Below are 13,999 nucleotides of genomic sequence, written 5' to 3'. Positions count from 1 at the left end.
CGTATTCATAGGGGTGTTTGGATTTATATGGAAAAAACAATTCCTGCAAGTGAGAGATTGTTAAAATCAAAAAAGAGTTTAATGTCTGGGGAACTGCGAGGCAAGGTTATAGTCATACTATGTGCTGTAATTATGATCTCAGCAACCATTTCAATCACTATTTTCTTAGGCACAAAAGGGCTACAATCTTTTATTAAAAATGGTGTCAGTGTGATTGAGTTTATCACCAGTTCAAATTGGAACCCCACAAATAAAGCAAATCCAGGGTATGGCGCCTTACCGTTTATCTTCGGCTCCTTTGCCGTCACTTTCCTTTCGGCGCTAGTTGCTGCACCATTAGGCATTGGCGGTGCTATTTTTATGACCGAAATTGCACCCTCTTGGGGAAGGAAAATTTTACAGCCAGTCATTGAGTTATTGGTGGGAATTCCCTCCGTTGTTTATGGATTCATCGGACTTACCGTGTTAGTTCCTTTTATAAGGGGAAATGTGGGCGGACTCGGCTTTAGTTTATTATCTGGAACGATTGTGCTTTCAATTATGATTTTGCCAACCGTAACGACCATTGCGACAGACGCAATGAGTTCTATACCAAAAAATCTTCGTGAAGGTTCCTATGCGTTAGGTGCTACTCGTTGGCAGACTATTCGTAAAGTATTACTACCAGCAGCATTACCGACTCTTTTAACGGCGATCGTGTTAGGTATGGCCAGAGCCTTTGGGGAAGCACTTGCTGTTCAAATGGTTATTGGTAACGTAAGAGACTTACCATCAAGCATATTAGATGCATCAGCAACTTTAACGACGATTATTACACTCAATATGGGACATACAACCTATGGAAGTGTTGAAAATAATACTCTATGGTCAATGGGATTGATTTTATTAATCATGTCGTTTGCGTTTATTCTCCTTATTCGCTATCTCTCTTCTAGGAGGAAAATGTAATGAACAGCAAAACTGCGGATCGTATTGCAACGGGAGTATTTATTGCAATTGCTATTATTATCGTTTCTATATTAGTCGGTCTATTTTATTATATTTTGGTTAATGGTCTTAAGCATATTTCCATAGATTTCTTAACAACTCCATCTAGCAACGTACGTGCGGGCGGAGGTATACGTGATCAACTTTTTAATTCTTTTTATATCTTATTTATTACAATGTTAATTGCCGTTCCACTTGGAGTGGGTGGTGGTATATATATGGCTGAATATGCGAAGCCAGGGAAAATTACAGATATTATTCGTTCTTGTATTGAGGTGTTAGCCTCACTTCCATCAATCGTCATCGGAATGTTTGGCTTATTAATGTTTGTAAATGTCACAGGCTGGGGCTATACCATTTTAGGAGGAGCATTGGCGCTAACTGTGTTTAATTTACCTGTAATAGTAAGGGTTAGTGAGGATGCCCTTCGATCAGTGCCTCGTGATTTAAAAGAAGCGAGCCTTGCCCTAGGGATTACTCATTGGCATACGATTAAAACAGTTTTATTACCAAGTGCTTTCCCGTCTATTTTAACTGGAGTCATTCTTGCTTCGGGTCGTGTGTTTGGTGAAGCAGCGGCGTTGTTATTTACGGCAGGCCTTTCTACACCAAGATTAGATTATGCGAATTGGAATCCATTTTCAGCGCAATCGCCATTAAATATATTTCGTCCTGCGGAAACACTGGCTGTTCATATTTGGTCAGTTAATACTCAAGGGTTAATTCCAGACGTTGAGGAAGTTTCAAATGGATCTGCTGCAGTTCTAGTTATATCCGTACTAATATTTAATTTATTAGCCCGGTGGATTGGTAGTTTGATTCACAAGAAAATCACAGCAACTAAATAAAGGGCGGGATACATGATGGTTACAGCTTTTAAGGAAAAGAACTCAACAAAACAAGCTGTTCAGTCAAACAGCCATATGGTAAAGGAACATATTTTGAAGGTCAATCATTTGCAGATATTCTACGGGGAAAAGCGTGCAGTTAATGGAATATCAATGGACATTGAAAAAAATGGCGTAACAGCTCTTATTGGTCCTTCAGGATGTGGGAAATCAACTTTCCTGAGAAGTATTAATCGGATGAATGACTTAATTCCGGGAGCAAGGGCAGAAGGTGAAATCCTTTATGAAGATGTCAATATTTTGTCTGATGACATCAATGTTGTAGCTTTACGTAAGGAAATTGGAATGGTTTTTCAAAAGCCAAATCCCTTCCCTAAATCGATATACGAAAATATTACCCATGCCCTTAAGTTTGCTGGGATAAAAAAGAAAAAAGTACTAGATGAAATTGTCGAGGAAAGTCTTCACAAAGCAGCGCTATGGGACGAAGTAAAGGATCGGCTCCATAAATCGGCACTCTCGCTTTCTGGAGGACAGCAGCAACGTCTTTGTATCGCAAGAACGATTGCGATGAAACCGACTGTTATGCTCCTGGATGAACCGTCTTCTGCTCTAGACCCGATATCAAATGCTAAAGTTGAAGATTTGATTGTTGATTTAAAGAAGGATTATTCAATTATTATTGTCACCCATAATATGCAGCAAGCATCTCGTATTTCAGACAGAACTGCCTTCTTTTTAAACGGCGATTTGGTTGAATATGACAACACGGAAACAATCTTTACTAATCCATCTGTTAAAAAGACCGAAGAATATATTTCTGGTAGGTTTGGATAAGGAGGAATCGGTGTGGCAATCCCAACATTGACTAGAGAAGTTTTTAATGTGAAAGATCTTAACTTATGGTATGGAGAGCATCATGCCTTAAAGAATATCAATTTTCCTATTAATAAAAAAGAAGTAACAGCTATTATCGGTCCATCCGGTTGTGGGAAATCAACATTTATTAAAACCCTAAATTTGATGATCAATATGGTCCCAAATGTAAAAATGACCGGTGAAATTAATTATGATGGTCAAAATATATTAGATGAGAAAATGGACCTTGTTGAACTGCGTAAGCATGTTGGCATGGTCTTTCAAAAGGGTAATCCATTCCCACAATCGATTTATGATAATATTGCCTATGGTCCAAGAATTCATGGAATTAAGAAAAAGGTTCATTTGGACGAACTTGTCACAAAATCGTTAATGGATGTGGCTCTATGGGATGAAGTTAAGGATCGTTTACATGCACCTGCTTTAGGACTTTCAGGTGGGCAACAGCAAAGGTTATGTATAGCAAGGGCGCTCGCGACTAAACCTGAGGTTTTGTTAATGGATGAGCCGACTTCTGCCCTCGATCCCATCTCTACTTTGAAAATTGAGGAATTAATTTTAGAGTTGAAAGAAAAATATACCATTGTTATTGTTACCCATAACATGCAGCAAGCGGCACGGGTTTCAGATAAAACAGCTTTCTTTTTAATGGGGGAATTAATCGAATTAGATTCCACTTCTGCTATTTTTTCAAATCCAAAAGATTCACGAACGGAAGGCTATATTACAGGAAGATTCGGATGATGAGGTGACTAAATTGAGTACAAGGTCGAATTTTGATAATAATTTAAAGCAGTTGAAAGAATTGCTATTACAAATGGCTAATAAAGCTGAGTTTGCCATTAAGGAAGCGATGATTGCCCTAATTAACCAAGATATGGAGAAGGCTATGCTTGTAATTGATGGAGATAATGAAATTGATGATTTAGAGCATGAAATCAATGATAAGGCTTTATTATTAATTGCAAGAGAATCACCTGTAGCAACAGATTTAAGACAAATCAATGTAGCCTTAAAAGTATCATCTGAGGTGGAGCGGATGGCGGACATGGCTGTGAACATTGCTAAATCTGCGGTTCATATCGGAAATGAAAAACATATAAAAGAAATGGTTGATATTCCAAATATGATGGAAATGGCTTTAGATATGGTATCTGATTCTATCAAAGCATTTTATTCAGAGGATATTACTCTTGCTAAAAGTTGTGCTGAAAGAGATGATCAAGTAGATAAAATGTTTGGAAGCCTGATTCAGGAGCTTTTAGGCTACATTCCAAAAAATCCTAATTCTACAAACCAAATCATCCAATTAGCATTCGTGTGTAGATTTATTGAAAGAATAGCTGACCATTCCACAAACATTGCTGAAAACGTAGTCTATTTAGTAACGGGAAAACGAATTGATTTGAACGCCTAACAAAAAAATGTATGAATCAAAGATGAAGCAGAGAATGAGTGCTTCGTCTTTTTTTTATTAACAAGGCAGAGTTTTGTCGAAAAGGAAGCAAGATACGACAAATTGCGTTTATTGTGTGCCTATTAATCTGATGATAACATTAAATTATAAATAATAAGAATAATATGGATTTATATGCATATAATGATTGTTTGCAGAAATGGAGGACAAAACATGATTGAGGAAATAATTAAATTACGAGGGGACGGGCTATCGTTTCGAAGAATTGCTTCAGTACTTAATACGACGGTTGGTAAAGTTCAATATAGATGGAATAAATGGATAGATCACTCGGATGAAATAAATTCAAATGTCCAAAAAACCACTGGTAAGAATTCCGCTAATAGCCAAATTGCACCTGATCAAATTCCTCTTAAGGGTGAATTGAAGGCAAAACTTGTTTCCCCTCGAAAAATTATTCTTTTCTGGGAAGTTTCCGAATTACCGAAGAAAATAATTGAACTATTTTTCAAGAAGAGGTTTGAGGAGCTCGTAACGGTTATCCGTGTGTATGACGTAACAGATATTACGTTTAATGGAAAAAATGCACACCATTTTTATGAAATACCCGTTTCTTATCAAAGTGGACATTGGATAATAAAAGGCCTAATACCCAATAGGAATTTTGTTGCAGAATTAGGAATTTATTTTTCAGATCAAAACTTTTTCCCTCTTCTTCGGTCTAATTGCATTCAAACCCCTCATTCCCAGATTGGGTATGAAGGGAACTTTGACCTTTTCTTGAAGGTTCAAGAATATGAAGAGAAACCGCCAAAGTGGACGGAACATGTAAGTACGTATAGCTATTATGTTGAAACAACAAACAACTTGGAGGAGAAAAATGAATAAGACATTTTCTCAACAAGATGAGGCTAATAAGCCCGTAAATAATTGGCAATTAAAAATCTTAATGCTGTGCTGGGAGTATCCACCGAATATTGTTGGCGGACTTTCGAGGCATGTAGCTGGATTATCCTCTGAATTGGCATCACTTGGTCATGAAGTCCATGTATTAACTGCTGGAACGGACCAACTTCCTGAGTTTGAAAACATGAGTGGTGTGCATGTTCACCGAGTTCAACCCATTAATAATCGTGATGAGCATTTTTTTTCCTGGATAGGCGGCTTAAATTTGGCTATGGCCTTCAAGGCTGAAAGATTATCAGAAGAGATTACATTTGATTTACTTCATGCACATGATTGGCTTGTAGGGGCATCTGCTATTGTTTTAAAGGATACACTTGGTGTCCCATTATTAACGACCATTCACGCGACTGAGCATGGTAGAAATAATGGGATTTACAATGAAATGCAGCAATTTATACATGAGAAGGAACAACAGCTAATTTCTGAATCTGACCAAATTATTGTTTGCAGTGAATACATGAAGAATGAACTCGTTTCTATTTTTAAGGAAACAGATGTGAGTTTAGCTGTCATTCCAAATGGGATTGAGTTAGTGGCACCAAAACAAGCCTTTAATGAGATTTTTCCGGAACTAAAGAACGAAAAATATATATTTTCCTTAGGGAGAATTGTAAAGGAAAAGGGTTTTGAAACCATCATTGAGGCAGCCTCAATTGCCAAAGATGAAGGATTAGATTATCGATTTATTATTGCTGGAAAGGGGCCAATGCTTGAGACGTATCGCCAGCATATTTCAGCCCAGCAATTAGAGAGTCATGTCCAATTTATTGGCTTTATTACAGATGAACAAAGGAATGTCTTGATTCAAGAAAGTGAGTTGGCGGTGATACCAAGTTTATACGAACCTTTTGGTATTGTTGCATTGGAAACAATGACATTCGGTAAACCAACGATTGTTTCCAATACCGGAGGCATGAAAGGAATAGTTAAGCACCTCCAAACAGGGTTATTGATGGTACCAGGAGATGCACGAAGCTTACTGGAGCAAATTAACTTTTTACATAATAACCCTAAGAAAGCTCAAGAAATTGGAGAAAAGGGACGGCAAATTGTAAAGAGCTTGTATGGTTGGAAACGAATTGCCTCAGAAACAAGTAGAGTAATGGAAGATTTATTGTTAAGTGAGCGCATTAACAAGAGTGAGGAAGAAGGACAGGAAAGGCAAATAATTCGTAAATAAGGTGTAAGCGATGATGAATTTAATTGAAAAACACAATATTGAACAGACTTCCGGCCGTCAACAGTCATCTGAATCATTACTATTTATTCCGGGTCTATGGGTAAATGGGAAGTACTATTGGCTACAGGACTGTACGGAAAAGGTCATTTATGATGAAGAGATGACTATCAGAGTAAAACAGGAACAAGTACATTCTAAAATTCGAATGTCCAGTATTTTCGTAAGTAATCACGGCAATCAGGAGAAAGTGATTAAAGTGCTAGCAATGCACCATTTTTCAAATGTTGGGAAAGATAATTTAACCTTTGTTTCTCCCTTAGATAATCGCATTTTTCATCATACCAATAAACAGGTTTATTTAGTTAATGCTCATTACCAAAGGATCGGATTAACTGAATATACGGCTATGCCTCTTTGGAATGTCTATACAGATCAAATTTGGAGCTCACTTCAAACCGGGACTTTGAAATACCAGCCAATGGCTAAGGGTCCTGCAGCCAGTGTGTTCGCTTTAAAAATGGCCATCCAACCACATGAAACGGGTAAAATGATTACCTGGAGTATTAATGGATCGAACAAAAATGAATTAATTGCAATGGAAGATGCTCTAATAAAAAATATACACTAGCATTTCCTTTTGAAAAATGATATTATAGAAAAGTCGTATGAACGAACTAGCTTAATCGTTTGGAGGGAAATTGACATGCGTGTAAATATTACGTTAGCTTGCACTGAGTGTGGAGACCGTAACTATATTTCAACAAAAAATAAACGTAACAACCCAGACCGTCTTGAGCTTAAGAAATATTGCCCAAGAGAAAAGCGTACAACAGCACACCGTGAAACAAAATAAGCAGTAGGGCTTCCTGCTGCTTTTTTTGTTGTCCAAAAGTTATGTATGGAGGTTTCAATCGAATGAATGATAAACATTCACTACGCAAAATAATAAAGGATTCTCTCTCAGAACTAACAAGACCTCTCTATGAAGATTACTCCTATAAAATAGCAACTCGGTTGTTTGATGATCATGACTGGAAACAAGCAAATGTCATTGGAATCACCATATCAAAGCGTCCTGAAGTTGATACATATCAAATTATTCGTAAAGCATGGGAACAAGGTAAACAAGTGGTAGTACCAAAGTGTAACCCAAAGGAAAAGAAATTAGTATTTCGAACATTAAAGGAATTTTCCCAGCTTGAGTCCGTGTTTTATGGTCTATATGAACCAATTGAAGACCAAACTGCTAAGGTCGAAGCAGATGATATCGATCTTTTAATTGTACCAGGCCTTGCATATACGAAAACAGGATATCGTGTGGGATTCGGCGGTGGATATTATGATCGGTATTTAACCGCTTATTCAGGGAAAACACTCTCACTTGCCTTTGAAAATCAAATAGTTGAGCAATTCCAAGTTGAAACGTATGATTTACCTGTATCAAAAATTATTACAAATGTTGAGGTTATTTATACAAAATGATCGAAGTTTTAATGGTTTTTATGGGTATTCTATTGACAGGACTAGCAGGCTATTCACTTAAATCGTTGACCGTATCAGGTGCCCTTGCAGCTATAATAACTGGGCTTGCTGTATATTTGGGTTTTGGAATAAACGGATTGGTCCTTCTTGGTGTCTTCTTTGCTTCTTCAAGCCTATGGTCCAAATATAAGAGCTCCGCAAAGAATAGTATTGAAGAAAAATTGGCAAAAGGTGCAACAAGGGATTGGCGGCAAGTGTTTGCTAATGGAGGAGCAGCTGGATTTTTTAGTATTGTTCATTACTATCATCCTGATTTTATTTGGTTAATAGGATTTGTTGTTTGTCTCGCAAGTGCAAATTCAGATACATGGGCTTCTGAAATTGGTAGCCTTAGCCGTAAGCACCCTATATACATACGTACATTTAAGCGGATTGAGAAGGGGACCTCAGGTGCAATAAGTATGTTAGGCAGCACAGCAGCACTAGCTGGCTCGCTTCTTATTTCTATCTTTAGTTATTGGCTTTTTACGATAAGTTTTAGATTAGCTGTTCTCATTTTTTTATTTGGATATATTGGTAATGTTATTGATACGATTATAGGGGCTTTTTACCAGCAGGTATATGTTTGTAAAAAATGTGGGATAGAAACTGAGAAAAAAGAACATTGTCAAATAGTAACAACTAGAATAAAGGGTTTTCCATTAGTAGATAATGATATGGTAAATTTTCTTTCAGGCGTCCTTTCTGCAATTTTAGCAATTTTAGTCATTCAATTAACAACTTAATAAACCAAAAAACCACTTGTAACAAAATTGACTAATAGATAACGGTTTCATGAAGGTTTTATAGCAATGAAAGATTGTGAAATAGTGTACAATCTAATTGTAGGTAAGATATTAATGAGATTTGATGAACGCACCTTAAACTACCTATTGGAGGAATAAGCCATGTTAAATCGAGTGAATAGAGTAGCATTAATTGGTACAGGATTTGTTGGTTCTAGCTATGCATTTGCATTATTAAATCAAGGTATAACTGAGGAACTTGTCTTAATTGACTTAAATAAAGATAAAGCAGAAGGAGATGCAATGGACTTAAATCATGGACTTCCATTCGCTCCATCTCGTACAAAAATTTGGTATGGAGATTACAAGGATTGTGGGGACGCAGATCTTGTTGTCATTACAGCAGGGGCCAACCAAAAACCAGGAGAAACACGACTTGACTTAGTTGAAAAGAACACAAAAATATTTAAAGGCATTGTTGAACAAATTATGGCGAGTGGTTTTGATGGAATCTTTGTAGTTGCTACAAACCCAGTTGATATTCTAACCTATGCGGTCTGGAAATTCTCAGGACTTCCAAAAGAACGCGTCATTGGCTCAGGAACAATCCTTGATACAGCAAGATTCCGATTCTTACTGGGCGACTACTTCGATGTAGATACCCGAAATGTTCACGCCTATATCATTGGTGAACATGGTGATACTGAACTTCCTGTTTGGAGCCACGCTGATATAGCTGGTACTTCTATTTCTGAATGGACAAAAAATAAAGCCGGATTCATTCAAGATGATTTAAATCAACTCTTCCTAAATGTTCGTGATGCGGCCTATCATATCATCGAAAGAAAGGGTGCCACGTATTATGGAATTGCCATGGGCTTAGTTCGATTGACCAAGGCAATCTTACGAAACGAAAACTCTGTTCTTACAGTATCCGCATACCTCGATGGAGAATATGGACAAAATGATATTTATATTGGGGTTCCTGCCGTTGTGAATCGAAACGGGATAAGAGAAGTCGTTGAGCTCGATTTAAGTGAGGATGAAAAAGAAAAGTTTACAAACTCAGTTAATGTTCTAAAGAACACAATGGAACCTGTATTTAAGAATATATAGTAAGACAATGAGAGGCTGACTGCAAAAGGTCAGTCTTTATTTTATGATTTTTGGATAATATGCAAACCAGTATCACAAAATAACAACAGGAGGGATGAGAATGTCACGTATGTTAACATCCATTTTGATGATTGGCTCAATTGGATATTTTGCCTATCGATATAGATATCGATTAATCAATATTCTACTTGGTTCCGGTTGGATGCGTAGGTTAGCTGTTGGTTCCATCATGAGCTTTCCTGGTGTAAAAAATAAAATGATGCAATCGGTATTTGGAGGACCATCTGAACGGTGAAAAGCCACAGATGGTTTTTTTTGTTTGTTTAATTATGGTGACTTGGTTTATTCGTTTATAATGAAAATAATGAGGAAAAAATGAATTAAAATGTCTCTAACTGCGACTTATTCTTATATAGAAAGTAGGGGGGAAGTTGAATTATAGAGAGGACTATGTTTTTTGGAGGTTGGCATATTTTTTTATATCTGAGCAGGGCTATAGAATTATTCAATTATTTGATAATCAAAAAGAGCTTTGGTTAGAAAAACTTGAAAGTAAGGGGGCTCCAATTGTTCGTTTGCTTCGCCGAGACATTGACTGGAGCAACTCCATACAAAAAGATATTGAGTTTTGCACAACTAATGGGGAGAGAGTCCGTAGACAGGTCCGTCGTGGGGAACTAAAATTATTAAATATATATGTCAGTCAATTTCCACCTGTTGATGAATATGAGTATCGACTGGCTAAGCCATTTGTTTATCCAGAAGGAAAGAAAACGATTGTGAACTCAGTTTTGTTAACCAGTAAGAATTACGATGAAGGTTTGCGATTTCTTTCAGAGCGGTATGGAAAGGATATTACTTTTTCAATTAACGATGAATACTCCGAACAGGATGTTACCCATTTAAAGAATTCCGCTTTAGAATATGCAATAAAAAAAGCGAACTCTGAAAGAGCTGTATTTACGAGCGGTAAACCGTTTTTTACCTATGTATTTATGATCATTCAAATTGCCGTTTTTTTCTGGTTAGAGACACATGGTGGAAGTACGAATAACCAGAATTTGATTAAGTATGGAGCAAAGTTTAATCCATACATTCAAGATGGTGAATGGTGGCGTTTTCTTACACCAGTGTTTCTTCATAGTGGATTTACCCATTTAGCTATGAATACACTGTCCTTATATTTTATAGGTACGGCAGTTGAAAGAATGTACGGTAGTGTCCGGTTTGTATTTATCTACTTGTTTTCGGGAATAACAGGGTTCATTGCTAGCTTTATTTTTGTTGATAACGTTTCAGTAGGAGCAAGTGGAGCTATTTCGGGGTGCTTTGGGGCCTTACTTTACTTCGGTGTCATCTACCCGAAATTATTTGCAAGGACACTTGGAACGTACGTGGTCGCTATCTTTTTAGTAAATATTGCATTTGGTTTTTCACAAAGTGGAATAGATAATGCTGGACATTTAGGTGGGCTGATTGGAGGATTTTTGGCATCAGGAATGATGCATTTTCCAAAGAAGAAAAAACCTCTATTACAAGGAATTTTTTTACTCCTATCCATTATGGCGGTTGCGATATCTTTATATTTCGGTTTTAGTGATACATTAATCTCAAAAGATGAAAATTCAAATCTCATATTAGCTCAAGAATATATAAACCATGAGAATTATAAGCAGGCATATGAAGTTCTTAAGGGTGTCGAGGAGAGGTCAGAGAACCCTTCGGCTCAAATTTATTTTCTGTTATCCTTTACGGAGATTAAGCAAAACATGCTAACAGAGGCAAGAACACATTTGCATAAGACTTTAAAATTGGAACCTGAATTTACAGAAGCCAACTATAATCTGGCACTTATTTACTTAGAAGAAAACGACCTAATACAAGGAAAAAAATATGCCGAAAGAGCAGCCAAACTAAGACCGGAAAAAAAGGAATATATGGCCTTAGTTCGGGAAATTGATCAACTTATTCAATCATCTGGCGAAGGAGAATAGGCTCTCCATTTACTGTCTCAGTTAAAACTAATATATGTGATTTATTTTTTGCTAGTAAAATAAGTGGGAGGGCACTGCCGATCGGAGATATAAAGGTGCCATCGGCTTTTTTTATGCCAAGGAAGTAATTTTTATAAAGGCCTTCCCATAATTGACCAACAATTCGATTGGAAGATGCTTTCGAAAATCCTGATAAACCAGACTTTGCATTTTCGTTAAATAGAGTGAATGGGAGTGCTTGATAGTCATTTAAATGAATAGTATAGTGCCTAATCCCTTTATTCCAGCTGTATTGCAGCATTCTTTCTGTTTGTTCATCTAGTTTTTGTTTCCATTGAATTTGTTCTTTTGTTTTAGGACTGTGGAAGGATCGATTAGTGTTTTCCTGGGGAATGACGTATAAATAATCATCTGATAATGCTTGTGAACTATATATTGAGCCGTCATTTTCATGGAGTTCTCCTTGGTGAAAAGTAATTGCTTGAAAAAGAGAAGAATCCTTAATAGGGATGCGCTTCTCTTGTAAGAGCTTTGAGGTAGTTTGTTTCCAATCGCCAAGTTCACCGATTAGCCTTCCATTGGAGTATAAAAACCCTGCATCCTGCCTTAAATACGCTTTTCGATCAAGAGTGGAATCTATCTTCCAAAGCAGGGAACTTGGTTCAATTAGAGATAAAGAGGTCTTGGCAGATGTAAAGTTAACATTAGGAGCAATTGGGAAATAAGTAATACTTTCTTCTGCCACAGGTGTTTTTACTTGGAAGTAAACGTAAGCAGTGATACCGAGGATTAAAATTCCAACCATGACATAAATTTTTTTCACAATTTTTCTTCCTTCCGTGGTTAAAATAACACTTTGGTTGTCCTGTTACTGTTATATGGCAACATAATCATGGAAATGCCAATAAATTGGACATGTATTAATAAAGAAGGATTTTTATAGAATAAATAAATTATTGCCTTGAGGTGGAATTTTGCTTAGGTTATACTTTTTGTTGTGAAACTAATTATTCTCTCCATATTAAAATTAAGGGGATCATGATGAAAACGATTTATGAAATTCAGCAATTCTTAAAGCAATTTGGAACGATTATTTATGTCGGAGATAGAGTCGCAGACCTTGAATTAATGGAGTCGGAATTAAAGGAATTGTATCAGTCGCAGTTAGTAGAAACAAGAGAGTTCCAAACGGCATTGTTAATTTTAAGACACGAAATTCAAGTAGAGAAAGAAAAATCAAAATAACAAAGATAGGTGAATATACATTGTCAGAGAAATGGATTGCAGGCGTTGATTTAGGGGGAACCACTACTAAAATTGCCTTTATCACGATGGATGGAGAAATCGTTGAAAAATGGGAAGTACCTACAGATAACACGAATGAAGGTCAAAATATTACATTCAATATTTCAAAAGCCATTGATGAAAAATTAATGGAATTAGGTCAGATGAAGGACAAATTAATAGGAATTGGAATGGGTGCGCCTGGGCCTGTAGACTACGAGAATGGAATCATTTTAAACGTTGTGAATTTAGGCTGGAGAGATAATTATCCATTAAAAGCAAGTCTCGAAACAGCTACCATGCTTCCAGCTACAATTGAAAATGATGCCAATTGTGCAGCCTTGGGTGAGATGTGGAAGGGTGCTGGAAATGGAGCTAAGGACCTTGTTTGCATTACGTTAGGTACAGGTGTTGGCGGTGGCGTTATTGCTAATGGTAACATCGTTCAGGGTGTGAACGGTGCAGCTGGAGAAATTGGCCATATTACTGCTATCCCTTTTGATGGTGCACCATGTAATTGTGGCAAGACTGGGTGTCTTGAAACAGTGGCATCAGCTACAGGTATTGTTCGCTTGGCGATGGAAGAGTTAAATAAGAGCGAATCAAAGGGTGAACTAAGGAATATTTTAATCAATAATGGAAAAATAACAGCTAAAGATGTGTTCGATACAGCCAAAAATGGGGATGTATTAGCTCTTGAAGTTTTGGATGTGGTGTCCTTTCACTTAGGCTTTGTTGCCGCTAATATTGCCAACACGTTAAATCCAGGTATGATTGTCCTTGGCGGTGGAGTTTCAAAAGCTGGGAGCATTCTATTAAATAAGGTAAAAGAATACTTTGTTAAATATGCTTTCTCGGCTGTCAGAGAATCCACAACCTTGTCTTTAGCAACATTAGGAAATGATGCTGGAGTCCTTGGGGCAGCATGGCTTATAAAGAATAAATTAAACCAATAGTAAACAATCATTTGAAAGCCTGCAATCATGCAGGCTTTTTCTTTTTATACATTCATTTCTTACAGTCATCCAACATATCTATTTATGATGGGAGGAGGGGGAAGA

17 protein-coding genes are annotated in these 13,999 nt (G+C 36.9%); 16 read left to right on the top strand and 1 reads right to left on the bottom strand.

Going from position 1 to position 13,999, the window contains the following annotated elements:
- Positions 1–27: 27 nt before the first annotated feature.
- From pstC to AC3A54_RS02685, 14 genes are all read left to right on the top strand, one after another.
- Entirely contained in the window at positions 28–948 is a 921-nt protein-coding gene (gene pstC, locus AC3A54_RS02750) for a phosphate ABC transporter permease subunit PstC (protein WP_487653251.1), read from the top strand.
- Entirely contained in the window at positions 948–1,835 is an 888-nt protein-coding gene (gene pstA, locus AC3A54_RS02745) for a phosphate ABC transporter permease PstA (protein WP_487653250.1), read from the top strand. Before pstC ends, pstA begins: the two co-directional genes overlap by 1 nt.
- Before the next feature lie 75 nt (positions 1,836–1,910).
- Positions 1,911–2,672 (top strand): phosphate ABC transporter ATP-binding protein PstB, encoded by a 762-nt coding sequence (gene pstB, locus AC3A54_RS02740; protein ID WP_335548492.1) that lies wholly within the window; start codon positions 1,911–1,913, stop codon positions 2,670–2,672.
- Positions 2,673–2,684: 12 nt separating this feature from the next.
- The gene (gene pstB / locus AC3A54_RS02735) at positions 2,685–3,458 is read left to right on the top strand and encodes a phosphate ABC transporter ATP-binding protein PstB (protein WP_487653249.1); all 774 of its coding nucleotides are present in this window, start codon (positions 2,685–2,687) and stop codon (positions 3,456–3,458) included.
- A gap of 13 nt (positions 3,459–3,471) precedes the next feature.
- On the top strand, positions 3,472–4,131 hold the full coding sequence (gene phoU / locus AC3A54_RS02730; RefSeq protein ID WP_487653248.1) for a phosphate signaling complex protein PhoU: 660 nt from the start codon (positions 3,472–3,474) through the stop codon (positions 4,129–4,131).
- A gap of 213 nt (positions 4,132–4,344) precedes the next feature.
- The gene (locus AC3A54_RS02725) at positions 4,345–5,019 is read left to right on the top strand and encodes a DUF4912 domain-containing protein (protein ID WP_487653247.1); all 675 of its coding nucleotides are present in this window, start codon (positions 4,345–4,347) and stop codon (positions 5,017–5,019) included.
- Positions 5,012–6,277: a glycosyltransferase family 4 protein gene (locus AC3A54_RS02720; protein ID WP_487653246.1), complete on the top strand. Its 1,266-nt coding sequence runs from the start codon at positions 5,012–5,014 to the stop codon at positions 6,275–6,277. The genes AC3A54_RS02725 and AC3A54_RS02720 overlap by 8 nt, the downstream gene beginning before the upstream one ends.
- Positions 6,278–6,287: 10 nt before the next feature.
- A complete protein-coding gene (locus AC3A54_RS02715) occupies positions 6,288–6,905 on the top strand; it encodes a hypothetical protein (RefSeq protein WP_335548483.1) in 618 nt (205 codons plus the stop codon).
- A gap of 75 nt (positions 6,906–6,980) precedes the next feature.
- Positions 6,981–7,130 (top strand): 50S ribosomal protein L33, encoded by a 150-nt coding sequence (gene rpmG, locus AC3A54_RS02710; RefSeq protein ID WP_015594975.1) that lies wholly within the window; start codon positions 6,981–6,983, stop codon positions 7,128–7,130.
- A 62-nt stretch (positions 7,131–7,192) separates the two neighbouring features.
- Entirely contained in the window at positions 7,193–7,759 is a 567-nt protein-coding gene (locus tag AC3A54_RS02705; RefSeq protein ID WP_487653245.1) for a 5-formyltetrahydrofolate cyclo-ligase, read from the top strand.
- Positions 7,756–8,544 (top strand): DUF92 domain-containing protein, encoded by a 789-nt coding sequence (locus AC3A54_RS02700; RefSeq protein WP_487653244.1) that lies wholly within the window; start codon positions 7,756–7,758, stop codon positions 8,542–8,544. The genes AC3A54_RS02705 and AC3A54_RS02700 overlap by 4 nt, the downstream gene beginning before the upstream one ends.
- A gap of 162 nt (positions 8,545–8,706) precedes the next feature.
- The gene (locus AC3A54_RS02695) at positions 8,707–9,660 is read left to right on the top strand and encodes an L-lactate dehydrogenase (protein WP_335548486.1); all 954 of its coding nucleotides are present in this window, start codon (positions 8,707–8,709) and stop codon (positions 9,658–9,660) included.
- A 100-nt stretch (positions 9,661–9,760) separates the two neighbouring features.
- Positions 9,761–9,955, top strand: a complete 195-nt coding sequence (locus tag AC3A54_RS02690; protein WP_308083177.1) for a hypothetical protein — start codon at positions 9,761–9,763, stop codon at positions 9,953–9,955.
- Between the two features lie 136 nt (positions 9,956–10,091).
- Complete coding sequence (locus AC3A54_RS02685; RefSeq protein ID WP_487653243.1) at positions 10,092–11,654, top strand: rhomboid family intramembrane serine protease; 1,563 nt, start codon at positions 10,092–10,094, stop codon at positions 11,652–11,654.
- On the opposite strand, the gene AC3A54_RS02680 is transcribed toward AC3A54_RS02685, so the two are convergent.
- A complete protein-coding gene (locus tag AC3A54_RS02680) occupies positions 11,626–12,477 on the bottom strand; it encodes a hypothetical protein (protein ID WP_487653242.1) in 852 nt (283 codons plus the stop codon). The genes AC3A54_RS02685 and AC3A54_RS02680 overlap by 29 nt on opposite strands.
- Before the next feature lie 218 nt (positions 12,478–12,695).
- Here AC3A54_RS02680 and AC3A54_RS02675 point away from each other — a divergent pair, with 218 nt between their 5' ends.
- Both AC3A54_RS02675 and AC3A54_RS02670 read left to right on the top strand, forming a co-directional pair.
- On the top strand, positions 12,696–12,899 hold the full coding sequence (locus tag AC3A54_RS02675; RefSeq protein WP_308084127.1) for a YqgQ family protein: 204 nt from the start codon (positions 12,696–12,698) through the stop codon (positions 12,897–12,899).
- A 20-nt stretch (positions 12,900–12,919) separates the two neighbouring features.
- Positions 12,920–13,894 (top strand): ROK family glucokinase, encoded by a 975-nt coding sequence (locus tag AC3A54_RS02670; protein WP_487653241.1) that lies wholly within the window; start codon positions 12,920–12,922, stop codon positions 13,892–13,894.
- The last annotated feature ends 105 nt before the right edge of the window (positions 13,895–13,999 follow it).

The sequence above is a fragment of the Neobacillus sp. Soil_C_43 genome (genome assembly GCF_057656715.1).
The sequence above is the reverse complement of the archived record's forward strand: the minus strand, read 5'-3'. Positions and strand labels throughout refer to the sequence as shown.